Origin of the sequence: Staphylococcus simulans, assembly GCF_002994445.1 — a bacterium.
Classification (GTDB): domain Bacteria; phylum Bacillota; class Bacilli; order Staphylococcales; family Staphylococcaceae; genus Staphylococcus; species Staphylococcus simulans_B.
In genome coordinates, this window is record NZ_MRZJ01000004.1 from 213,972 (window position 1) to 235,663 (window position 21,692).

At 36.5% G+C, this 21,692-nt stretch carries 25 protein-coding genes and 1 tRNA gene; 18 read left to right on the top strand and 8 right to left on the bottom strand.

Annotated elements, in window-relative coordinates; all coding sequences use genetic code 11:
• The first annotated feature begins 61 nt into the window (after window positions 1–61).
• From racE to C7N65_RS07485, 3 genes are read left to right on the top strand one after another with little or no spacing between them, the layout of a single operon-like run.
• Window positions 62–862 carry a glutamate racemase gene (racE, locus tag C7N65_RS07475; RefSeq protein ID WP_105993854.1) on the top strand — a complete coding sequence of 267 codons (801 nt, stop codon included), beginning with the start codon at window positions 62–64 and terminating at the stop codon, window positions 860–862.
• Between the two features lie 15 nt (window positions 863–877).
• The gene (locus C7N65_RS07480) at window positions 878–1,465 is read left to right on the top strand and encodes an XTP/dITP diphosphatase (protein ID WP_105993855.1); all 588 of its coding nucleotides are present in this window, start codon (window positions 878–880) and stop codon (window positions 1,463–1,465) included.
• Window positions 1,462–1,977: a YfcE family phosphodiesterase gene (locus tag C7N65_RS07485; RefSeq protein ID WP_105993856.1), complete on the top strand. Its 516-nt coding sequence runs from the start codon at window positions 1,462–1,464 to the stop codon at window positions 1,975–1,977. Before C7N65_RS07480 ends, C7N65_RS07485 begins: the two co-directional genes overlap by 4 nt.
• 64 nt (window positions 1,978–2,041) lie before the next feature.
• Here C7N65_RS07485 and C7N65_RS07490 read toward each other — a convergent pair whose 3' ends face one another.
• Window positions 2,042–2,416 carry a VOC family protein gene (locus tag C7N65_RS07490; protein ID WP_105993857.1) on the bottom strand — a complete coding sequence of 125 codons (375 nt, stop codon included), beginning with the start codon at window positions 2,414–2,416 and terminating at the stop codon, window positions 2,042–2,044.
• Between the two features lie 125 nt (window positions 2,417–2,541).
• Here C7N65_RS07490 and C7N65_RS07495 point away from each other — a divergent pair, with 125 nt between their 5' ends.
• On the top strand, window positions 2,542–2,991 hold the full coding sequence (locus tag C7N65_RS07495; RefSeq protein ID WP_105993858.1) for a VOC family protein: 450 nt from the start codon (window positions 2,542–2,544) through the stop codon (window positions 2,989–2,991).
• Window positions 2,992–3,053: 62 nt separating this feature from the next.
• Here the strand turns inward: C7N65_RS07495 and C7N65_RS07500 are convergent, their stop codons facing one another.
• On the bottom strand, window positions 3,054–3,452 hold the full coding sequence (locus C7N65_RS07500) for a YkvA family protein (RefSeq protein ID WP_105993859.1): 399 nt from the start codon (window positions 3,450–3,452) through the stop codon (window positions 3,054–3,056).
• Between the two features lie 19 nt (window positions 3,453–3,471).
• Window positions 3,472–4,137: a PolC-type DNA polymerase III gene (locus C7N65_RS07505; protein ID WP_105993860.1), complete on the bottom strand. Its 666-nt coding sequence runs from the start codon at window positions 4,135–4,137 to the stop codon at window positions 3,472–3,474.
• Between the two features lie 322 nt (window positions 4,138–4,459).
• Between C7N65_RS07505 and C7N65_RS07510 the strand changes: the two genes are divergently transcribed.
• Entirely contained in the window at window positions 4,460–4,708 is a 249-nt protein-coding gene (locus tag C7N65_RS07510; RefSeq protein ID WP_105993861.1) for a hypothetical protein, read from the top strand.
• Window positions 4,709–5,053: 345 nt separating this feature from the next.
• Window positions 5,054–5,203: a hypothetical protein gene (locus C7N65_RS12545; protein ID WP_158698108.1), complete on the top strand. Its 150-nt coding sequence runs from the start codon at window positions 5,054–5,056 to the stop codon at window positions 5,201–5,203.
• 256 nt (window positions 5,204–5,459) lie between these two features.
• On the opposite strand, the gene C7N65_RS07515 is transcribed toward C7N65_RS12545, so the two are convergent.
• Window positions 5,460–5,533, bottom strand: a tRNA-Arg gene (locus C7N65_RS07515).
• A 314-nt stretch (window positions 5,534–5,847) separates the two neighbouring features.
• On the opposite strand from C7N65_RS07515, the gene C7N65_RS07520 reads away from it, so the two are divergent.
• Window positions 5,848–5,982 (top strand): beta-class phenol-soluble modulin, encoded by a 135-nt coding sequence (locus tag C7N65_RS07520; RefSeq protein ID WP_105993862.1) that lies wholly within the window; start codon window positions 5,848–5,850, stop codon window positions 5,980–5,982.
• A gap of 76 nt (window positions 5,983–6,058) precedes the next feature.
• Here C7N65_RS07520 and C7N65_RS07525 read toward each other — a convergent pair whose 3' ends face one another.
• From C7N65_RS07525 to C7N65_RS07535, 3 genes are all read right to left on the bottom strand, one after another.
• Window positions 6,059–7,003 carry a hypothetical protein gene (locus C7N65_RS07525; RefSeq protein ID WP_105993863.1) on the bottom strand — a complete coding sequence of 315 codons (945 nt, stop codon included), beginning with the start codon at window positions 7,001–7,003 and terminating at the stop codon, window positions 6,059–6,061.
• A gap of 143 nt (window positions 7,004–7,146) precedes the next feature.
• Entirely contained in the window at window positions 7,147–7,326 is a 180-nt protein-coding gene (locus C7N65_RS07530; protein WP_105993864.1) for a hypothetical protein, read from the bottom strand.
• A gap of 131 nt (window positions 7,327–7,457) precedes the next feature.
• A complete protein-coding gene (locus C7N65_RS07535) occupies window positions 7,458–8,351 on the bottom strand; it encodes a hypothetical protein (protein ID WP_105993865.1) in 894 nt (297 codons plus the stop codon).
• Between the two features lie 187 nt (window positions 8,352–8,538).
• On the opposite strand from C7N65_RS07535, the gene C7N65_RS07540 reads away from it, so the two are divergent.
• Window positions 8,539–9,222, top strand: a complete 684-nt coding sequence (locus C7N65_RS07540; protein WP_105993866.1) for a YjjG family noncanonical pyrimidine nucleotidase — start codon at window positions 8,539–8,541, stop codon at window positions 9,220–9,222.
• 74 nt (window positions 9,223–9,296) lie between these two features.
• On the opposite strand, the gene C7N65_RS07545 is transcribed toward C7N65_RS07540, so the two are convergent.
• Entirely contained in the window at window positions 9,297–9,743 is a 447-nt protein-coding gene (locus C7N65_RS07545; RefSeq protein WP_105993867.1) for an N-acetyltransferase, read from the bottom strand.
• A gap of 147 nt (window positions 9,744–9,890) precedes the next feature.
• Between C7N65_RS07545 and bshC the strand changes: the two genes are divergently transcribed.
• The 10 genes from bshC to ftsZ all read left to right on the top strand — a co-directional run bounded on the left by bshC (window position 9,891) and on the right by ftsZ (window position 21,657).
• Complete coding sequence (gene bshC / locus C7N65_RS07550; RefSeq protein WP_105993868.1) at window positions 9,891–11,504, top strand: bacillithiol biosynthesis cysteine-adding enzyme BshC; 1,614 nt, start codon at window positions 9,891–9,893, stop codon at window positions 11,502–11,504.
• A gap of 142 nt (window positions 11,505–11,646) precedes the next feature.
• Window positions 11,647–12,078 carry a division/cell wall cluster transcriptional repressor MraZ gene (gene mraZ, locus C7N65_RS07555; RefSeq protein WP_105993869.1) on the top strand — a complete coding sequence of 144 codons (432 nt, stop codon included), beginning with the start codon at window positions 11,647–11,649 and terminating at the stop codon, window positions 12,076–12,078.
• A 14-nt stretch (window positions 12,079–12,092) separates the two neighbouring features.
• Window positions 12,093–13,028, top strand: a complete 936-nt coding sequence (gene rsmH, locus C7N65_RS07560; RefSeq protein ID WP_105993870.1) for a 16S rRNA (cytosine(1402)-N(4))-methyltransferase RsmH — start codon at window positions 12,093–12,095, stop codon at window positions 13,026–13,028.
• Window positions 13,029–13,048: 20 nt separating this feature from the next.
• Window positions 13,049–13,447, top strand: a complete 399-nt coding sequence (gene ftsL / locus C7N65_RS07565) for a cell division protein FtsL (protein ID WP_105993871.1) — start codon at window positions 13,049–13,051, stop codon at window positions 13,445–13,447.
• Window positions 13,428–15,581, top strand: coding sequence for a penicillin-binding protein (locus tag C7N65_RS07570; RefSeq protein WP_105993872.1), 2,154 nt, complete (start codon window positions 13,428–13,430; stop codon window positions 15,579–15,581). Before ftsL ends, C7N65_RS07570 begins: the two co-directional genes overlap by 20 nt.
• Window positions 15,582–15,661: 80 nt before the next feature.
• Window positions 15,662–16,627 carry a phospho-N-acetylmuramoyl-pentapeptide-transferase gene (gene mraY / locus C7N65_RS07575; RefSeq protein WP_105993873.1) on the top strand — a complete coding sequence of 322 codons (966 nt, stop codon included), beginning with the start codon at window positions 15,662–15,664 and terminating at the stop codon, window positions 16,625–16,627.
• 3 nt (window positions 16,628–16,630) lie between these two features.
• Entirely contained in the window at window positions 16,631–17,980 is a 1,350-nt protein-coding gene (gene murD / locus C7N65_RS07580; RefSeq protein ID WP_105993874.1) for a UDP-N-acetylmuramoyl-L-alanine--D-glutamate ligase, read from the top strand.
• Window positions 17,981–17,995: 15 nt separating this feature from the next.
• Complete coding sequence (locus tag C7N65_RS07585; RefSeq protein ID WP_105993875.1) at window positions 17,996–18,940, top strand: cell division protein FtsQ/DivIB; 945 nt, start codon at window positions 17,996–17,998, stop codon at window positions 18,938–18,940.
• A 102-nt stretch (window positions 18,941–19,042) separates the two neighbouring features.
• Window positions 19,043–20,461, top strand: a complete 1,419-nt coding sequence (ftsA, locus tag C7N65_RS07590; protein ID WP_105993876.1) for a cell division protein FtsA — start codon at window positions 19,043–19,045, stop codon at window positions 20,459–20,461.
• Between the two features lie 29 nt (window positions 20,462–20,490).
• A complete protein-coding gene (gene ftsZ, locus C7N65_RS07595) occupies window positions 20,491–21,657 on the top strand; it encodes a cell division protein FtsZ (RefSeq protein WP_105993877.1) in 1,167 nt (388 codons plus the stop codon).
• The last annotated feature ends 35 nt before the right edge of the window (window positions 21,658–21,692 follow it).

Genomic DNA, 21,692 nt, shown 5'->3' on the forward strand with positions numbered 1-21,692 from the left:
TGGAATTCCTGATTATGCTAAAATATAGTTTAAGAATGTTTTTCGTAAGGATGAAGAAGACATGAATCAACCAATTGGTGTAATTGACTCAGGAGTCGGCGGCCTCACTGTAGCAAAAGAAATTATTAGACAGCTGCCAAATGAAACAATTTATTACTTAGGCGACAGTGCCAGATGTCCTTATGGACCAAGAGACGGCGAGCAAGTGTGCGAATTCACTGTACAGCTTGCACAAAAGCTGATGGAATACGATATTAAAATGCTGGTAATTGCATGCAATACAGCAACAGCTGTGGCATTAGACACATTAAAGGCGATGTTGCCGATACCGGTTATCGGTGTTATTGAACCAGGTTCTCGTACTGCCATCATGACGACACAAAATAATAAAGTCATGGTACTAGGTACAGAAGGTACAATTAAATCCGAAGCGTATACGAAACATATACAAGCGATTAACCCTAATGTTGATGTGACAGGTGTTGCGTGTCCGGATTTTGTTCCTTTGGTGGAACAAATGCGTTATCACGATCCAGTAGCAACTAATATCGTGATTCATCAAACTTTAAAGGCATATAGAAATAATGAAGCCGATACGGTTATTTTAGGGTGTACGCACTATCCATTATTATTCCAGCCGATATTTGATTATTTCGGCGGTAATAAAACTGTGATATCATCAGGTTTAGAAACTGCGCGTGAAGTGAGTGCTTTATTAACATTCAGTCATGAACATGCGCATTATACGCCGTATCCAAAGCATCGCTTCTTTGCGACAGGTGATGCACAGCATATTCAATATATTATTGGACAATGGCTGAAAATCGACGACGTAGAAGTAACGCAAGTGAAAGTGGATTAGTATGAGGTGAAAGACATGGAAGATTTAGTAATCGCAACAAACAACAAAGGCAAAATCAATGACTTTAAAGTCATATTCCCTGAATACAATGTAATTGGTATCAGTGAATTAATTGAAGGCTTTGATGTCGAGGAAACAGGAACAACATTTGAAGAAAATGCTAAATTAAAATCTGAAGCAGCCGCAAAGGCATTGGGCAAGCGCGTCATCGCAGATGACAGCGGATTAACAGTAGATGCATTAAACGGCGAACCAGGTATTTATTCTGCACGCTATGCGGGTACAGATAAAGACGATGAAGCAAATATAGAAAAATTATTAGAGAAATTAAAAGGCAATGATCGCCATCGTACTGCAGAGTTTGTGTGCGTAATCAGTATGAGTGCACCGGGTGAAGAGACAGTCACATTCAAAGGTACTGTCAGCGGTGTAATTACGATGGAAAAATTAGGAGAGCATGGATTCGGTTATGATCCGATTTTCTATGTGCCGCGCATGCATAAAACAATGGCACAATTGACTGATAAAGAAAAAGGAGAAATCAGCCATAGACGCCAAGCTATTGATAAATTAAAAAATTACTTAAAGGGTGAACACATTTGAGACGTTGGATTATTGTAAGCGACAATCATTCAGAATCTGGCATTTTGTTTGAAATCTTTAATCATTACGACCAAGTTGATGTTGCATTGCATTTAGGGGATTCAGAATTCCAATATGATGATACTGAATTAAGTTTGTATCGCAGAGTAAAAGGCAATTGCGACTTTTATCCGGAATTTCCTAATGAAGAAGTAGTGACAGATGAAGGTGTACGTGCTTTCTATACTCATGGTCACCTTTATGCGGTGAATACGACACGACAAAAGCTGGCTGAACAAGCGAAAGCACATGAATGCCAATTGGCATTTTATGGCCATACGCATATAGCACGCTATGAAGAAATTGCGGGGGTACATGTCATTAACCCTGGCAGTATTTCACAATCAAGAAGTGCGACAGAAGAAACTTATGCGGAATTATTAATAGAAGATGATCACCAGCATGCGACATTAAACTTCAGAAACAGAAATCATGAAGTGATTGAAACAGTTGAATTTACATTAGCGTCCTAAGTAAAAAATAAGTTCATAACAAAAGCCGATGGCAGAAAATAGTTTCTGTTCATCGGCTTTCTCTTTAGACTTGTTTCACTGCGAAATAATTATTTTCTTCATCAGCAAAATTGAAGACTCTGCCTTGCGGCATTTCAACTAATTCACCAACAGTGATATCTTTGTTTTTTAATGTTTGATATAAATCATCAATTGCGTCTGTCGCAAACATCAATGACGGTGTTTCTGTACTGATACCTAAATCTAAAGCTTGAATCTTTTGTTTGTTGTGGAGGACTATTCCAGTTTGTGCATCATTTGAAGGTCGTAATACGATGGTACGCAGGCCATGGTCTTCTGTATCTGATGTTACGACAAAATCTAACTTCTCTGTCCAAAATGCTTTAGCAGTTTCTTGATCATTTACATATAACATGACTTCATCTAGTTTTTGAATCATTTTTCCACCTCTATCGAAATAATTAATAAAACTCTTATCATAATGCCCGCTTAAAAGTTGTTTAAAACCTCAAATAAAAGGTATGATTATAAAGCAGTACTCTAAACATGAAAAGGGGAATTATAATGACTCAATTATATCCATATTTAGCATTTGAAAATACGAAAGAAGCTTTAAAATATTATGAAGAAGTATTCGGCGCAACGGATATTAATCGTTTGCCAGTAGATCCATCTCAAGCAGAAGGTTTCGGTGTAAGTAAAGAAGAAGCACCAGATAAAACAATGCATTCAGAATTCACAATCGCAGGCGTTACATTATTTGCATCAGATGCATTCGGCAAAGATGTTAAAATCAACGAAGGTATTTCATTATTAATTGACTACGATATCAATGATGAAGCAGACTCAAAACGTGTTGAAGATTTATACAATAAAGTTAAAGACAGCGACACAGTTGATGTGGATATGCCTTTAGAAGAACAATTCTGGGGCGGTAAAATGGGTTCGTTTACTGACAAATATAATGTACGCTGGATGTTACATGGACAAGACCATTCTAAACAACAAGGCTAATGCATAAAGTAATGCACAGGAAAACTTTATTCCTGTGCATTTTTTAAATCTATTCACTAATCCTAGTGTAACCAATTCTGATAAATCCATAAGCCTATCAAGGTCATCACTATTATCCACAAGGCAATGATTAGTATGCCTGCATACCAGTTTTTAGAAAGCGAGCGCTTATTTATCATTTGTGCTTGTGCACGATTAGATTCAAGCACTTCATCTGGTATTAATTTTAAACATAATGCAATGCCTAAAGGAACTATAATAATATCATCTAAATAGCCTAAGACCGGGATGAAATCCGGAATAAGATCAATAGGACTTAGTGCATAAGCAACCACACAGACTGCAAGTATCTTAACACCTAGAGGTGTTCTTCTATCTTTGGAAACTAGATAAAGCAAGACAAGTTCTTGATTCATTTTACTTACAAAAGCTTTGAATTTTGAGGTGAGTTTATCATTCATAGGTTAGCTCTCTCTTTAATTATTTTTTAGTCATAGAGTTTAACATTAAGGCAAGATTTCCTGTAGCTTTGGCATCATTTAGTGCATCGTGTGAATCTGTGTCGCCTAAGTTGAACTGATGTTTAAGTGTTTCTAGTTTATGATTAGGTGTGTTTTTTATTTGCTTTCTAGACAGCGGCAACGTATCTAATACACGCAATCTAGGTTTTTCTATATCGAAATCGTCCGCATAGCGTAATATAAATTTCATCGCAAAAGGGGCAGAATGCGAAACAATGAGCTTGTCTCCGATAAATTGATAAATCGCTTCTATATCATCTTTTTGAATGAAGTCTTTATCTTCTAGAAACTCATTTGAAATTCCTGTGATATCTTTAATTTTCTTAGTGAGTAATCGAGTCGGTCTGAAGTATTTTACGAATTGATCAACAGGCTGTCCATCTTTAAATAACACTAAAGCAATTTGAAACATATCATGAAAGTCAGGGCTTAAACCCGTTGTTTCAATATCTACTGCCACAAACATATCTTCAAATTCAGCCGTTTTCTCATATTCAACAGCAGGGCGTTTTCGTTGTTGAAGTTCAGCTTCCAACTCTTTAATATACTTCTCTTTTAAGCGCAGTTTCATGACCAATAATTCATTTTCTTTCTTCAGTTTTTCTAATAATTCTTCTTGGTTCACAAATTCACCTCCATATGTTAGAACATGTATCTATTTTACATTAAATTAACAGCAAAAGATGTAAAATTAAGGATTCAAATTTAATTAGGCATATGTACTAAGGCAATTTATATTACATTATCACAAGACTTCAAGCTAAATTGTTATAACAAGTAGAGTAATTAGAACCGTAAAAGTAGTAGTTAAAGAAACTATCGTTAAGGTATTAGGAAATATAATAATGATGGAATAAAAACTTAGGAAAGTTTATAATATAAGCAAGCACAATGGCATATCGAATTCTGTAATTAATCAGGATTTTAGAGTAAGGGTATTGGTGAAAATGTTGAGTTTAAAACTTAAAGAATTAACTAGTGATGGTGTAACGTATTTGTATTATCCAAAAAACGACGAAACAATAGAGCTGGGTTTAATAAAGATGAAAATTGGTTCGTTAGAGATACTTCAAGCTGAAAAATCCGGGATAGAAAGAAACGGAAATGACAATTATTTTATTCATGCAATAAGTAAAATCAGATCAAATACAAAGGATCAAAATTTCCCTGAATCTGATTTTGTAGCATGGGGATAAAGTATAGTCATATTATTATAGTAAGAATGTTTGAGGGTCGTGTTGCTTATTGGAGTTCTAATGGTGGTTAAAATGATGAAGCGTTAAAGGACATTGTTATCAATGAACACGTTAAACTGATAAGATTATCCGTCAAATGATATTAGGAAAAGACAAATATCATAAAGTAAGTGTAGTTGGAATACCAGGAGAAAATAAAACAATAATTCTGTAACTTTCAATCCACTTTTATTCTGGGGCTTCAATATTTTCGATAGTTTATTTAAACATAAAGCCAATTAAAGCAATGACTATAGTTAGTAGTTTAGGGTGAATTAAGTATATCTATAAAAAGGAAGAGGAATTATGGACATTAAATTTAAGTTGGACGGAACTCGTTCTCCGGAAGAATACAGAAAAATATGGGCATACTTGGGAAATGAAATAGAAAAAGAACATGAAATGAAAAAGAAAGAACAAGAAAAAGAAAAATCTAATAAAGAACCTAACCAATGACAATGGTGTACTGCCTCCCAAAAGTTGAACTTACAATATTCAACTTTTGGGGAGTTTAATTATGAATAAAAGTTATGGGTCAGGTTTTAAATTTCAAACAATACAAGAATACAAAAGTGCTCAAATTGACCACGAATTGACCAAAATATTTAAAATGAATATTAAGGATCTATAAAACATAAAAAAAGAAACGTTGAATTAACAACGTTTCAAGGAACTCACGTTAAAATGATATTAACAATTGTGAGCAGTTTTACGTCCTGGGAGGGATTCGAACCCCCGACCGATGGCTTAGAAGGCCATTGCTCTATCCAGCTGAGCTACCAGGACATGATTTTTTAACACAAGAATAATTATATCTAATTAATGTATTTAAATCAATACCATTCTTTATAAATTTCGATAAGATTTTTCACTTTAGTAGATGAATTGCACTTATCATGGTAAGTATATCATATTTTGGAGGTTGGGGGACAGTTTGGAATGCCTAACTGTAATTGTTTTGATAGAAATCCACGAGGATGAATCAAAGATGGCGAGTTGAGGAATTTTGTCCAATTCAATTAAGAATCATTGTATAGTGTATGTATCGAAGGTTAGTACATACATTAACCTTAACTATTCTACTTATAGGGGTGACAATCATGGAAGGTTTATTCAAAGCTATTCAAGGTACAATCGACGCTGCTCAAAGCGGTGACAACTTAAACTTAGGATCAAACATCGTTGACATCATCACTAACGGTGCAAGCATCGTAAGCAAATTATTCGGATTCTAATTGATAATGAATAATTCACAATATTATTAAAGGCGAGTGAACATTTTTTGTTCCTCGCCTTTTTCTCATATTCAGGTTATTGTGGTTCTAATTGTGTTGTACCTTTGCCATAGATTGTGATAATATCGTTCTTTTTGATATCTATTGCAGTTTGAGGCTTTGGTTTGACTGATTTGCTGGATTTCATTTTTCTATTAGTCAGAATTTCATTAGTTTTAAGTCTGTAGTTATCATTATAAAGTGTAAGGTTATTGGTTGAATCTTTGCTTGTTTGTTTTGCGATATAGCGACCTGGTTTGATGTCAGTACCTACAATATATAATCCCTGTTTTAAAGTTGTTGTAGTTTTAATGGGGATAGGGTCAATTGATACTTGATCGGTTCTTTTTATAATAAGCTTTTGATCTTTAGCTAGATGTAAGTTAATAGATTTGTTCTTCGATTCTTGATAACCATCTAATGTCGAAGAAAGATTAGACCTGCCATTTTCATTTTCCAGCATGATTGTTCCTATTTCTTTTTCTTTAATTGATATTTTGTAATAACCAGGTTGAATATCTTTTCCTACTGTATAGATGCCGGAACCTTTCGTTGTTTTTTGTCCTTTATCAGCAGTCGGATTATAACCTACAGGATAGTGTCTGCCTTTTGAGATATAATTTTCACTCTTTTTTTGATGCGTATTAGAGTCGTTTTTTGGCGGAGCAGGCGGTGTCTCTGAATCATTTTTCGTCGTTTTGGGTGTTGTATCTTTTTTGTCAAAGAAGTTGTTTAAAGTTTCTTTGACGGAAATAGAAGGTTTGAAACTCCCTATACGTTTCCAGTCTGTTTTGATGGAATTGTCTGTGAAAATGCCGAAGAAACATATAAGACCTAACAAGAAAGAAAGTGTTGCTATAGACAATCGTAATTTAAAGCGTGTTTGATTACCGAGAGCGCTTAAAGTTAAAAAAGTGAAAATGATAAATAGCAAAGAAAATAAAATCCATAACAATAAGAATGTCATAGGGGATAACAGCATAAATCTCGCTCCTTTTTTTGTTTGTTTATGAAGCAAATTTAAAATTAAGTGTAGTTAAACATATTATATGAAAGATGACAAAAAGGAGCAATAAAATATAAAAAAGACGCACCTAATGGGGTACGTCTGACAATCATCAAAGCTTATTGTACTTTCAATTTGCGGTAATATTTACTTTCTGAGAACGGTGTGTTGTTTCTGATGCGCTGTAATAGAATTTCTTCTTGTTCATAATTACTTAATGTACTTAAGTAAGGTTTCGGAGGTTTTTCACCGAACTTTTCAATATATTGTTGATATGCGCGTTCTAAACGTGGGTTCATATGTTTCAACTCCCTTATTCATAATACATCTCTTATTACTATTAATACCCTTTATTGAATAGTAAATTCAAAAGATAATTAAATACATACGATATCAATTATACGCCAGTGATAAACAATATGCAAACAACTTATTGACGTGTCAATTTAACAGTCGTTTCTCCTTTAATGTAAATCATATCTCCATTGCTGAATGTAACTGACTTAGAGAAATCTGGTTCTAAAAGTTCATTATACTTAAGTTCATACCGGTGCTTCTTTTGCATTTGTACGATGAAGTTTCCGCTATTTTCTGATGTGATTTGATAGTGTCCAGGTTTTACATCTGTACCGACAATATAAGTACCTGCGGTCAGTGTATTACGCATGATGTGTTTTTCTGGAACGATGGAATATGTCGTCTTATACTTTTTCTTTGCAGAATTAAGTTTAAGTGTATGTCCCTTAATTAAGTATGTGGTCAATGATTTAGGTGTTTCAGATTTAGTTAAATGTGCAAATTCAGCAACTTCGCCAAATGGGTTAAAGATTTCGATGGTACCATAAGGAGGGTCGCCTTCAATTGAAATACGATAATAGCCAGGTTTAATATCTTTGCCGACCGTTAGTTTTTCAGCGTCGCTTTTTATAGATTTGCCTGAAGCGGAAGTGGGTTTAAATTTCAAAGGAAAGTAGGCGTACACGCTTTCGTATCCTTTAGCTTTAATTTCATCATGTGTGAATTCTCTTTTTGAATCCAGTACTACAGTTGAATCAGATGATGGTTTTGATTTGTCTTTGTTGTTAAGGAAAGGCAGTTTGTCTTTAATAGATAGATTATTGTTAGTGTTTTGATAGAGTGATTGATCAGTAAAGATGCCAACGAAACTAACGAGCCCTAGAATTAAAGCGGTGAGTGCAACTATCAGTTTTAATTTGTATTTGTTTTGATTCCCCAATGCGTTTAAAGTCAAGAATAAAAAGATGATAAAGATAAGTGTGAAAAGCAGCCATAGGGCTAGAAAAACAGAAGCATGCAAGGTCATATTTGTATCCCCCAATCCCTAATAATAGGTAGTTTATCTTTGTTTATTATTTTGATTATATATGACAATTTATAGTTTCACAATTTATTGTTAGATGCATTCATGGTGTGATTAAAAATATAAAAAGGAGATGCTGTTGCAAGTTGTTAAAAATTCAACTACCATGAGGAATAATGGGGGTGAAGTTGTGAAGTATGAAACGATATTATTAGATTTTGATGATACGATTGTGGATTTTCATGATGCTGAAGATCGTGCATTCGAATATCTTGCACATCAATTTAAGCTAGATCCGACGCCTAAAAATCTGGCATTATTCAAAGAAGTGAATCAAGCACATTGGGAAGCGTTTCAAGAAAATAAGCTGACGAAAGAAGAAGTGTTGACGGAGCGTTTTATTAATTACTTTAAGCGTTTTGGAATGGAAGTGAATGGGCATGAAGCGGATGTCACATTCAGAGATGGATTAGCGACAGCACCGGTTAAATATTTTCCGCAAACAATTGAAGCAATTGAATATATGTCGCAGCATGCAAAGGTTTATATTGTAACAAATGGTGTGGAGGATACACAGTTGCGTCGTTTAACGCAAACACCGCTTGAAAATATCATGCATGATATCTTTATTTCAGAAGTGACAGGTTTCCAAAAACCGATGCCTGAATTCTTTGATTATGTCTTTGATCGTATTGATGCACAGCGTGAAAGTTCATTAATTATCGGTGATTCTTTAACATCAGATATCAAAGGCGGTATTAATGCAGGCATTGATACATGCTGGTTTAACTATAGAAACAAAGCGAATGCGTCGAATATTCAACCGGATTATGAAATTAAGAATCTGAGTGAGATTAAATCTATTATTCAATAAAAATACGGTCTTGCATTGTGATATGCGAGACCGTATTCATATAATAAGCTGATATTTGATTACAACTTTAAGTATTAATGTCCTGGTGCCCAAATTAGAACATCATAACCCTCAGGGTTTTTGGCTTCTGTATCTTTGAAACCATGTCTGATGAAGAAGTCTTTTGACTTGTTTCTAGCAATTGCTTTAATCGGCAAGTGCTTTTCTTTAGCGAAATCAACAAGTTCTGTACCTAATCCTCTTGATTGGAAAGAAGGCAGTACTTCAAGTTTCCACAATACTAAGTAATTGTCGTACTCTGGGAAGTAATGTTCTTCAACTTGGCCATTTTCGTATAATGCCATTCTTGCTGCGATTTTTTCCCCTACAAAAATGCCGTAGAATGGTGATTCAGAACTTGCGTCAATCATTTCGCCGGCAAATTCATCAATTAAGGCGAGGTTAGGATTGCTTGTTTCTCTAAAGTCCGCAAATAACTCATCTGTCTTATAGTTAATATCTAAATGTTTAACGTTGCTCATTTCTGTCTCCCCCCTTGCTTCGTTATAGCCATTATATAATAAATAACGCTTACACGCATTGAATACGATAAGCCGTTAAATTGTGTTATATATAGATAAACATTATACTTATGGTTGAGAAAACTCAGTAGTTAAGGAGAAAAGTGTATGGATTGTTTAACCGCAAAAATCAATGAGAATGATCAGTTTCTGACAAAATTAAAAGAAAGTGATGCATTGTTAAACTCATTTTACCAATATGATGCGATGTCTCCTGAAAGTTTTAAAACAGTTTTAAACAAGCCGAATAACGGCAGAGAGCAGGAGTTAGCTTCAATTATTGAACAGTACATGTCAGATTTAGATTTATCTGATCAACAAAGAGATAATATTGATAAATTGAATCAAGGAGCTAAAGTAGTCATCGGCGGGCAGCAAGCTGGCTTGTTCGGGGGACCGCTGTATACTTTTCATAAAATATTATCGATTGTTAATTTAAGTCGTGAATTGCAAGAAGACTATCATAAAGAAGTTGTGCCCGTATTTTGGATTGCGGGAGAGGACCATGACTTCGATGAAGTGAATCATACGTATGTCTTTAATGAACAAAAAGCATTATTGCACAAAGTAAAATATCATACGATGACACCGCCTGAAAGCAATGTGTCGCGTTATGTACCTGATAAGGAAGCATTACTGCATGCATTGGATCAATTTATGGTACAGCTGCCTGAAACTAAACATACGCAGCCGCTGCATCAAATGATGCGTGAGATTATCACAGATTACGAAACATGGTCGGATATGTTTAAAGCTTTATGTCATGAAGTCTTCAAAGATTATGGTTTGTTGCTAATAGATGCACAAAATCAGAAACTTCGAGAATTAGAACGGCCAATCTTGAAAGAGATGATTGAAAAGCATGCACAAGTAGACCAAGCGTTCCGTTCTCAGCAAGCACGTTCAGTTGGTGCAGGTATGAATGCGATGATTCAAACAGATACAAATGTACATTTATTTTTACATGAAGATGACATGCGTCAATTATTAACGTTTGAAGAGGGTTACTATTACACAAGCAAATCACAGACGGCTTATACCAAAGAGGATTTGTTAGAGATTTTAGAACAAAGTCCTGAAAGATTCTCTAATAACGTTGTCACACGACCTATCATGGAAGAATGGCTGTTCAATACAGTCAGCTTTGTCGGCGGACCAAGCGAAATCAAATACTGGGCCGAATTAAAAACAGCATTTGAAGTTTTAGGTGTTGATATGCCGATTGTGTTGCCGAGAACGAAGATTACTTATTTGACACAGCGTGTTGAAAAGTTATTAGCACGTTATGACATCACAGCAGAAGATGTGATCCAGCACGGCATCGAAGATGAAAAGAATAAGTTTATCAGAGCACATGCTTCTGAAACTTTCTTAAATCAATTAGAGGCGTTAAAAGAAAATCAGCAAAAAGTGTATGAACAGCTTTTAGCTGAAGTAGAGGGTAACGAGGATAATAAAAATTTAGTGAATAAAAATAATCAAATTCATCAATCGCAATATGATTACTTGCGAAAACGCTATTTCGTGAATATCGAAAGAGAAAATGCAATCAGCATGAAACATTTTAGAGAAATCAATGATTCTCTCCACCCAATGGGAGGACTTCAAGAAAGAGTGTGGAATGCGCTGCAATTTATGAATGAATTTGGGACAGATATGTTCAGTCCCTCCACCTATCCACCACTTCGTTACACTTTAGATCAAATTATCATAAAACCTTAATATACCAATGATTTGCCCGTGCTCGCGGTGAGGAGCATGGGTCTTTTTTATGTCAAAAGTGAATTTTTTTCGATATGTTTACATAAATGGTGGAGGATAGTGGGGAGTTGTGGTAAATTATAAATAAGGTGAGGTGAGATAAATGTTCATGGGTGAGTACGAACACCAATTAGACGCAAAAGGCCGCATGATTGTACCATCTAAATTCAGATACGAATTAAATGAACGTTTTATCATTACCAGAGGCCTTGATAAATGTTTGTTCGGATACACTATGGAAGAATGGCAGAATATCGAGGAGAAAATGAAGTCATTACCAATGACAAAACGTGACGCACGTAAGTTTATGCGTATGTTCTTCTCAGGTGCTGTTGAAGTGGAACTCGACAAACAAGGGCGTATCAATATCCCTAAAAATTTAAGGGAGTACGCTAATTTAAGTAAGGAATGTACAGTGATCGGTGTTTCAAGCCGTATCGAAATTTGGGACAGAGCAACATGGAATGCGTTCTATGAAGAATCTGAAGACAGTTTCGAAGATATCGCTGAAGATTTGATAGATTTTGATTTTTAAATGGAGGAATGAAAGTGTTTCATCACGTTAGTGTCATGTTAAAAGAAACCATTGATGAATTAAATATAAAAGAAGATGGTGTATATGTTGACTGCACACTTGGTGGAGCAGGCCATGCCCTTTATTTATTGAATCAACTTAACGACAATGGACATCTGATTGCGATTGACCAAGATATGACAGCAATAGAAAATGCTAAAGAGGTCTTAAAGGACCATTTAGATCGTGCCACATTTGTGCATAGCAATTTCAGAGAAATCAATCAAATCCTTGATGATTTGAACATTGACAAAGTTGACGGCATATATTATGACTTAGGGGTTTCCAGCCCGCAGTTAGATGTGCCTGAACGAGGATTCAGTTATCACCAAGATGCAAGACTGGATATGCGTATGGATCAAACACAACCTTTATCAGCGTATGAAGTTGTAAATGAGTGGCCATATGAAAGTTTAGTCAGAATCTTTTATCGCTATGGTGAAGAGAAATTCTCTAAACAGATTGCAAGAAGAATTGAAAAAACGAGAGAACATGAACCCATTGAGACAACCTTACAATTGGTAGACGTGATTAAAGAAGGGATTCCCGCTAAAGCAAGACGTAAAGGCGGCCACCCTGCAAAACGTGTCTTCCAAGCTATCAGAATAGCAGTCAATGATGAATTGAAAGCATTTGAAGATTCATTAGAGCAAGCTATCGATAGAGTAAAGGTTAACGGACGTATTTCTGTGATTACTTTCCATTCATTAGAAGACCGTTTATGCAAACAAATCTTCCAAGAATATGAGAAAGGTCCGGAAGTACCGAGAGGCTTACCGATTATTCCAGAGGAATATACACCGAAATTGAAACGTGTGAACCGCAAACCGATTACCGCAACAGATGATGATTTAGCAGAAAATAATCGTGCCCGCAGTGCTAAATTGCGTGTAGCAGAGATTTTAAAATGATAGGAGAGTGACGAGCTGCTATGGCTGTTGAAAAGATCTATGAACCATACAACGAGCAATATGAACCAGCAAGACAAGTACCGCAAACCGAACCATCGCCAACCAGAAAAGTAAAAAGAAAAGTAGTTGTTCAACTAACTAAATTCGAGAAGGTATTATACATAACTTTAGTCGCTGTCATCGCAATGGTAAGTATTTATATACTTTCTTTAAAAATGGATGCTTATGATACTAAAGGGAAAATTGCAGATTTAGATTACAAAATCGAACAACAATCAAGTCAAAATAGTGCATTAAAGTCAGAAATCAAAAAGAACTCTTCTTATGAACGCATTTACGACAAAGCTCAAAAACAAGGCATGAGCTTAAAGAACGATAATGTAAAGGTAGTGCGTAATAATGCCGAAGCGAAAAATTAAAATTAAAAAAAATAAAATAGGGGCAGTCCTCCTCGTCAGTTTGTTCGGACTGCTCTTTTTTCTATTGGTTTTAAGGTATGCCTTCGTCATGCTGACGGGGCATTCATCTGGGCAAGACTTAATCAATAAAGCCAATGAAAAATATTTAGTAGAAAGTAAAGAACAACCGGAACGCGGAAAGATTTATGACCGCCACGGAAAAGTCCTGGCTGAAGATGTTGAACGCTTCAAGCTGACAGCAGTCATCGATAAAAAAGCGGATGAAGGCTCTGAGAAACCGCGACATGTCGTGGATAAAAAAGAAGCAGCGAAAAAGCTTTCAACTGTTATAGATATGGAACCAAAAGAAATAGAGAAAATGTTGAATAACAAAAAAGCGTTCCAAGTAGAGTTCGGACGAAAAGGCAGTAATTTGACGTATCAGCAAAAAGATAAAATCGAGAAGATGAAGATACCTGGTGTTAAATTGTATCCTGAAACAGAACGTTTCTATCCGAACGGTAATTTTGCCTCACACTTAATCGGTATGGCGCAAAAGAATCCGGATAACGGCGAGTTGAAAGGTGCGATGGGTGTTGAAAAAATCTTCGACAGTTATTTAGCTGGTAAACATGGTTCTTTAAAATATATTCATGATATTTGGGGTTATATCGCACCGAATTCTAAACGAGAAGTTGCACCGCAACGCGGTGATGATGTGCATTTAACTATTGATTCGAATATCCAAGTGTTTGTAGAAGAAGCATTGAATCAGCTCGATGATCACTTCGCACCGAAAGATGCATTCGTGGTTGTTATGGATGCCCATACAGGCGAAATTTTGGCATTCAGCCAACGTCCGACGTTCAACCCTGAAACAGGGAAAGACTTCGGTAAAAATTGGGCTAATGATTTATATCAAAACACGTATGAACCAGGTTCTACATTTAAAACATACGGTTTAGCAGCAGCCATTCAAGAAGGCAAATTCGATCCTAAGAAAGAATATAAATCAGGACATCGTACGATTATGGGTTCTGAAATCTCTGACTGGAACCGTACCGGTTGGGGTAAAATTCCAATGAGTCTTGGTTTCACTTATTCATCCAACACATTGATGATGCACCTTCAAGATTTAGTCGGTGCTGATAAGATGAAATCTTGGTATGAAAAATTCGGTTTCGGTAAGAAAACAGGTGGTTTATTCGATGGCGAAGCACCTGGCGGTATCGCTTGGGATAATGAACTGCAACAAAAAACTTCAGCATTCGGACAATCAACAACAGTCACTCCGGTTCAAATGCTGCAAGCACAAAGCGCAATGTTCAATAAAGGAAATATGATTAAACCTTGGTATGTCAGCAGTATCAATAATCCAGTCAAAGATAAAGAATTATATAAAGGTAAAAGAGAAATTGTCGGTAAACCGATTACCGAAACAACTTCTAAGAAAGTGATGAAAGAATTAGACTTAGTTGTTAACAGCGAGAAAAGTCATGCGCAGAACTTCAGAGTCAAAGGCTATCGTATCGGCGGTAAAACCGGTACAGCACAAGTTGCCGATCCGGAAAACGGCGGTTACGTAGAAGGACCTTATCCATACTTCACAAGCTTTATCGGCCATGCACCGAGCAAAGACCCTAAAGTTGTGGTTTATGCAGGTATGAGTTTGGCTCAGAAAAACAAAAAAGAAGCATATGAAATGAGTGTCAGCAAAGCCTTTAATCCAATTATGGAAAATACATTGAAATACTTGAATGTAGGGAAATCAAGCGATTCATCATCTAAAGCATCCTTCAGCAAGGTACCTGATGTTTCAGGACAATCTGTTGATAAAGCAAAAGATGCACTTAAAGCTCAGAACTTAAAACCGGTTGTCATCGGTCAAGGCGACAACGTGGCGCAGCAGCTGCCTGAAGGCAACGAAAAAACATTGCCTTACAGCAAAGTATTCATCAAAACAGATGGCGACATGACTATGCCGGATATGAAAGACTGGGGCAAAGATGATGTATTAGCTTTTGAATCCTTAACTGGAATTAGTGTTAAAATGAAAGGTAATGGATTTGTATCTAAACAATCTATCAGTCCGAATACACCGCTTAAAGATCAAAAACAATTAGAAGTTGAATTGTCCGCACCTTCAGCAAAATAGACAGAAGAGGTAAGGGTACCTCGGTGCCCATGCCTCGCTTTACATAAGTGTTTAAAATTATATATAACAAGGAGATAACTATGGTTTATGTTTTAGCAATCGTTGCATTATTAATCACAGCAGTATTAGTGCCGATTTTGATTCCAACACTGAAGAGAATGAAGTTCGGCCAAAGTATTCGAGAAGAGGGGCCGAAAAGCCACATGAAAAAGACAGGCACACCGACAATGGGCGGCCTGACTTTCTTAATCAGTATTATTGTCACTACGATTATTGCGATCATCTTTTCAAATAACCCTAACCCATTCATCTTATTGTTATTTGTGACAGTAGGGTTCGGATTAATCGGGTTTATTGATGATTATATTATTGTCGTTAAGAAGAATAACCAAGGATTGACAAGCAAACAAAAATTCTTAGCGCAAATTGCGATTGCGGTTATTTTCTTTATCTTAAGTGATACATTCAATATGATTCATTTTGCGACAGGCATCCACATTCCGTTTACGACAGTGCATATCCCATTGTCAGTCGCTTATGTCATCTTTATCGTATTCTGGCAAGTCGGTTTCTCTAACGCTGTGAACTTAACAGATGGTTTAGACGGCTTGGCAACCGGCTTATCAATCATCGCATTTGCGATGTATGCGATTATGAGCTTTATGCTTGGCGACCATGCTGTGGGTACGTTTTGTATCATTATGGTCTTTGCGTTATTAGGTTTCTTATTCTATAACGTCAACCCGGCCAAAACATTCATGGGTGATACAGGCAGCTTGGCATTAGGCGGTATTATCGCAACAGTGTCGATTATGCTGAATGCGGAAATTTCATTACTGTTTATCGGTTTTGTGTCTGTTGCTGAAACATTATCTGTTATTTTGCAAGTAGCATCATTTAAATTAACCGGCAAACGTATCTTTAAAATGAGTCCGCTGCATCACCACTTTGAATTAAGCGGATGGAATGAATGGAAAGTTGTTACTGTATTTTGGACAGTAGGCCTCATTACAGGTTTGATAGGATTATGGATTGGAGTGCATTGATAAATGCTTAAATACAAAGGATTAGAAGGAAAAAATGTTTTAGTAGTTGGCTTAGCGAAAAGCGGTTATGAAGCAGCTAAATTATTATATCATTTAGGGGCAGATGTTACTGTGAATGATGGCGGCGACCTTTCCAAAGATCCGCACGCAAATGATTTAGAGAAAATGGGATTAACAGTTATCGGCGGTCACCATCCGCTCTCATTGCTTGATAATCATCCCATTATCGTAAAGAACCCGGGGATTCCATATACTGTGCCTTTAATTGAAGAAGCAGAAAAACGCGGGTTAACGATTTTAACTGAAGTTGAATTAAGCTACTTAATTTCAGAAGCGCCGATTATTGCGGTGACTGGTACGAACGGTAAAACAACCACAACATCCTTGATTGGAGACATGTTTGACAACAGCAGAATCAAAGGGCTGTTATCAGGCAACATCGGTTATGTAGCATCTAAAGTGGCACAAGAAGCACATCCCGATGATTACTTGATTACAGAGTTGTCATCTTTCCAATTATTAGGTATTGATACGTACCGTCCGCATATTGCGATTATTACTAATATCTATTCAGCACACCTTGATTATCATGGTTCGCTGGAAGAATACCGCAATGCAAAACGCCGTATCTATAAAAATCAAACAGAAGATGATTATTTGATTTGCAACTACAGTCAGCGTCATTTGATTGAAACAGAAGATTTAAAAGCCAAAACCTATTACTTCTCAACCAATCAAGAAGTTGACGGTATTTACATCAAAGACGGCTATATCATGTTAAATGGTTTACGTCTCATTCATAAAGATGATATTGTGCTCCCTGGCGAGCATAACCTTGAAAATATCTTAGCAGCAGTCTTAGCAGCAGTACTTGCAGGTGTACCGGTAGATGCGATTAATCATACATTAACTACATTCTCTGGTATCAAACACCGTCTGCAATATATTGGTTCTAACAAAACGAACAAATATTACAACGACTCTAAAGCAACGAATACGTTAGCAACACAATTTGCCTTGAATTCATTTAATCAGCCGATTGTATGGTTATGCGGCGGTTTAGACAGAGGCAACGGCTTCGATGAATTGATTCCTTACATGAAGAATGTAAGAGTGATGCTGACATTCGGCGAAACACAAGACAAGTTAACGAAACTCGGCGAAAGCCAAGGCAAGTATGTGATTCGTGCGACCGATGTGAAAGATGCTGTTAACAAAGTACAAGAGGTCATCGAACCTAATGATGTAGTCTTGCTTTCACCGGCATGTGCCAGCTGGGATCAATACAATACTTTTGAAGAACGCGGCGATGTCTTTATCGACAGCTTCCGTTCGCATCTGCCTTCGAAGTAGGGGTGTGATGTATTAATGACGGATAAAGTTCGTAAAATCGATTCTGAGTACCTCAAGGAAAAGCGTCGAAAAAGAAGAGAAAGACAACGGCGTATCCAATTGTCAATCTTCGGTACGCTCATCGCACTGATTATTTTAATTGTGTTGTATATGTTTACGCCGATCAGTAATATTGACCGTGTAGATATTAAAGGAAATCATTATCTTTCTGATAAAGAGGTTAAGAACGCTTTGAATTTAAAGAAGGATACTAAAATCTACATGTTCGGCAAAGGCAAAGCTGTCGATAAGATGAAACAAAATCCTTTTGTTAAAGAGGTGCAAATCAACAGAAAACTGCCAAACAACCTAGAAGTGCAAGTCAAAGAGTATCAGTTAGTCGGTTTGCTTGAAGAAAAAGGGAAATTTCATCCCATCCTTTCAAATGATCATATTTTAAAAGATTATAAAGGAAAATTGCCGAATGATGCTCCTGTGGTTTCAGGTTTTAATGCTTCTAACCGCGAGAAAATCATTCAAGCTTTATCTGAAATGCCGAAAAATATTCGTCAAGCTATCTCTGAAGTCGAATACGCAGATGATAAGGAAAGCCGCAATAAAGTCAGATTGTATATGAAAGATGATATTCAAGTCATCGGCAATATGAATACAATTGCGAATAAAATGAAGTACTATCCAGATATGGCAAGTGCGTTAGACAGAGATGCATCCGGAGAACTGAAAAAATCAGGTTACATTGATTTATCAGTCGGCGCATCATTTATTCCTTATCAAGATGGTTCATCAACGTCTTCAGACAGCAGTATGAAACTTAAAGAAGGCACAGCGATGGAAGATAAAGCGAAAGACGAATTACAAGCAACATTGAACAAAATTAATGATCAAACAAACGATGACAAGTCAAAGAATGATAAGTCAAAGAATGATAAGTCAAAGAAAGAAAGTAGTACAAATAATTAAAAAAGTCTTGAATATCATGTGTTTATAGTTCACAACCATAGAAACGTATTGTAAACTAACTATAGTGTATTTTTTAAAGAAATTGTCAGGAGGTGCCTATCTATGGAGGAACATTACTATGTAAGTGTAGATATTGGTTCATCTAGTGTAAAAACAATAGTAGGCGAAAAATTTCATAATGGAATTAATGTGATAGGTACAGGACAAACCTATACTAGCGGAATTAAGAACGGCTTAATCGATGATTTTGATTTAGCTAAACAAGCTGTTAAAGATACAATTAAGAAAGCTTCAATCGCATCTGGCGTTGACATTAAAGAAGTCTTCTTGAAATTGCCGATTGTCGCTACTGAAGTTTTTGATGAAACCAATGAAATTGAATTTTATGAAGATACAGAAGTAAAAGGAACACATATTGAAACAGTATTAGAAGGCATCAGAGACAAAAATGATGTTGAAGAAACTGAAGTTGTGGATACATTCCCAATTCGTTTCATCGTTGATAACGATAATGAAGTTTCTGATCCTAAAGAATTGATTGCAAGACACTCATTGAGAGTGGAAGCAGGCGTCATTGCCATTCAAAAATCAATTCTAGTCAACTTGATTAAATGTGTGGAAGCATGCGGTGTAGATGTATTAGATGTTTATTCTGATGCATACAACTACGGATCAATCCTTACACCGACTGAGAAAGAACTTGGCGCATGTGTGATTGACATTGGTCAAGACTTAACGCAAGTGGCGTTCTACGAACGCGGCGACTTAGTGGATGCGGATTCAATTGAAATGGGTGGACGCGACATCACAGACGATGTTGCACAAGGTCTGAACACTTCATTTGATACTGCAGAAAAAGTCAAACATCAATACGGTCATGCTTTCTACAATTCAGCATCAGATCAAGATGTTTTCACAGTAGAACAAATCGATAGCGAAGAGGATGCACAATTTACACAAAAAGATTTAGCAGATATTATTGAAGCACGTGTAGAGGAAATCTTCTTCAATGTCTTCGACTTATTGCAAGAACTCGGTTTAACAAAAGTAAACGGCGGATTTGTTGTAACAGGCGGTTCAGCCAACTTATTAGGTGTTCGTGAATTACTGCAAGATATGGTTAATGAGAAGGTTAGAATACATACACCTTCGCAAATGGGAATCAGAAAACCTGAATTCTCTTCAGCAATTTCAACGATTTCCAGCAGTATCGCTTTTGATGAATTATTAGATTATGTTACAATTAGTAATCATGATAATGAAGAATTTGAAGAAGAAGTCATAGAGTCGAACCCTAAAGAGTATACTGAAAAATCAAGCGGTTTCGACTGGTTCAAGAAGAAACAAAACAAGCCGTCTCATGACGAGCCTGTTGCTGAAGAACCGACTGAAGGGGATGAAACGGTTTCTGAACCGAAAGAAACACATCCTAAGCAAGATAGTGATTATAACTCAGACCAATCTCATGAGAAACAAGAAGAGAGCAAATTTAAAAAATTATTGAAATCTCTATTTGATTGATTGCCCATTAAAACTAGGAGGAAATTTAAATGTTAGAATTTGAACAAGGATTTAATCATTTAGCGACTTTAAAAGTCATTGGTGTTGGCGGCGGTGGTAACAACGCTGTAAACCGAATGATTGACCACGGAATGAACAATGTTGAATTTATTTCAATCAACACTGACGGTCAAGCATTAAACTTATCTAAAGCTGAGTCCAGAATCCAAATCGGTGAAAAGTTAACACGCGGTTTAGGTGCTGGCGCGAACCCTGAAATCGGTAAAAAAGCTGCCGAAGAATCACGTGAGCAAATTGAAGATGCAATTCAAGGCGCTGACATGGTATTCGTAACTGCTGGTATGGGTGGCGGTACTGGTACAGGTGCTGCACCGGTTGTTGCTAAAATCGCAAAAGAAATGGGTGCTTTAACAGTAGGTGTTGTAACACGCCCATTCAGTTTCGAAGGACGCAAACGTCAAACACAAGCTGCTGCTGGGGTAGAATCAATGAAAGCAGCTGTTGATACATTAATCGTAATTCCAAACGACCGCTTATTAGACATCGTTGACAAATCAACGCCAATGATGGAAGCATTCAAAGAAGCAGATAACGTATTACGCCAAGGTGTACAAGGTATCTCTGACTTAATCGCTGTTTCAGGTGAAGTAAACCTTGACTTTGCAGACGTAAAAACAATTATGTCTAACCAAGGTTCAGCGTTAATGGGTATCGGTGTTTCTTCTGGTGAAAACCGTGCAGTTGAAGCAGCTAAAAAAGCTATTTCATCTCCATTGCTTGAAACATCAATCGTTGGTGCACAAGGTGTCCTAATGAACATTACAGGCGGAGAATCATTATCTTTATTCGAAGCACAAGAAGCTGCAGACATCGTTCAAGATGCGGCTGATGAAGATGTAAACATGATCTTCGGTACAGTAATCAACCCTGAATTACAAGATGAAATCGTGGTAACAGTGATTGCGACTGGTTTTGAAGATAAACCAGCAACACATGCACGTAAACAATCTAATACAGGTTTCGGATCAAGCGCAAGCAGTGCGACAACTTCAAATGACGAAGGAATCGGACATGCGCCAAGATCTCATAGTTCTGAATCAACAAGCGAACCAAGAACACACACTACTAAAGAAGATGATATTCCAAGTTTCATCAGAAACAGAGAAGAAAGACGTTCAAGAAGAACTAGACGTTAATATCTTTCTATAGAGTTTGCATTGAGCAATCAACC

Coding starts and splice junctions, on each gene's coding strand:
- racE (WP_105993854.1), top strand. CDS start 62: ATGAATCAACCAATTGGTGTAATTGACTCAGGAGTCGGCGGCCTCACT.
- C7N65_RS07480 (WP_105993855.1), top strand. CDS start 878: ATGGAAGATTTAGTAATCGCAACAAACAACAAAGGCAAAATCAATGAC.
- C7N65_RS07490 (WP_105993857.1), bottom strand. CDS start 2,416: ATGATTCAAAAACTAGATGAAGTCATGTTATATGTAAATGATCAAGAA.
- C7N65_RS07495 (WP_105993858.1), top strand. CDS start 2,542: ATGACTCAATTATATCCATATTTAGCATTTGAAAATACGAAAGAAGCT.
- C7N65_RS07500 (WP_105993859.1), bottom strand. CDS start 3,452: ATGAATGATAAACTCACCTCAAAATTCAAAGCTTTTGTAAGTAAAATG.
- C7N65_RS07510 (WP_105993861.1), top strand. CDS start 4,460: ATGTTGAGTTTAAAACTTAAAGAATTAACTAGTGATGGTGTAACGTAT.
- C7N65_RS12545 (WP_158698108.1), top strand. CDS start 5,054: ATGGACATTAAATTTAAGTTGGACGGAACTCGTTCTCCGGAAGAATAC.
- C7N65_RS07520 (WP_105993862.1), top strand. CDS start 5,848: ATGGAAGGTTTATTCAAAGCTATTCAAGGTACAATCGACGCTGCTCAA.
- C7N65_RS07525 (WP_105993863.1), bottom strand. CDS start 7,003: ATGCTGTTATCCCCTATGACATTCTTATTGTTATGGATTTTATTTTCT.
- C7N65_RS07530 (WP_105993864.1), bottom strand. CDS start 7,326: ATGAACCCACGTTTAGAACGCGCATATCAACAATATATTGAAAAGTTC.
- C7N65_RS07535 (WP_105993865.1), bottom strand. CDS start 8,351: ATGACCTTGCATGCTTCTGTTTTTCTAGCCCTATGGCTGCTTTTCACA.
- C7N65_RS07545 (WP_105993867.1), bottom strand. CDS start 9,743: ATGAGCAACGTTAAACATTTAGATATTAACTATAAGACAGATGAGTTA.
- bshC (WP_105993868.1), top strand. CDS start 9,891: ATGGATTGTTTAACCGCAAAAATCAATGAGAATGATCAGTTTCTGACA.
- mraZ (WP_105993869.1), top strand. CDS start 11,647: ATGTTCATGGGTGAGTACGAACACCAATTAGACGCAAAAGGCCGCATG.
- ftsL (WP_105993871.1), top strand. CDS start 13,049: ATGGCTGTTGAAAAGATCTATGAACCATACAACGAGCAATATGAACCA.
- C7N65_RS07570 (WP_105993872.1), top strand. CDS start 13,428: ATGCCGAAGCGAAAAATTAAAATTAAAAAAAATAAAATAGGGGCAGTC.
- mraY (WP_105993873.1), top strand. CDS start 15,662: ATGGTTTATGTTTTAGCAATCGTTGCATTATTAATCACAGCAGTATTA.
- murD (WP_105993874.1), top strand. CDS start 16,631: ATGCTTAAATACAAAGGATTAGAAGGAAAAAATGTTTTAGTAGTTGGC.
- C7N65_RS07585 (WP_105993875.1), top strand. CDS start 17,996: ATGACGGATAAAGTTCGTAAAATCGATTCTGAGTACCTCAAGGAAAAG.
- ftsA (WP_105993876.1), top strand. CDS start 19,043: ATGGAGGAACATTACTATGTAAGTGTAGATATTGGTTCATCTAGTGTA.
- ftsZ (WP_105993877.1), top strand. CDS start 20,491: ATGTTAGAATTTGAACAAGGATTTAATCATTTAGCGACTTTAAAAGTC.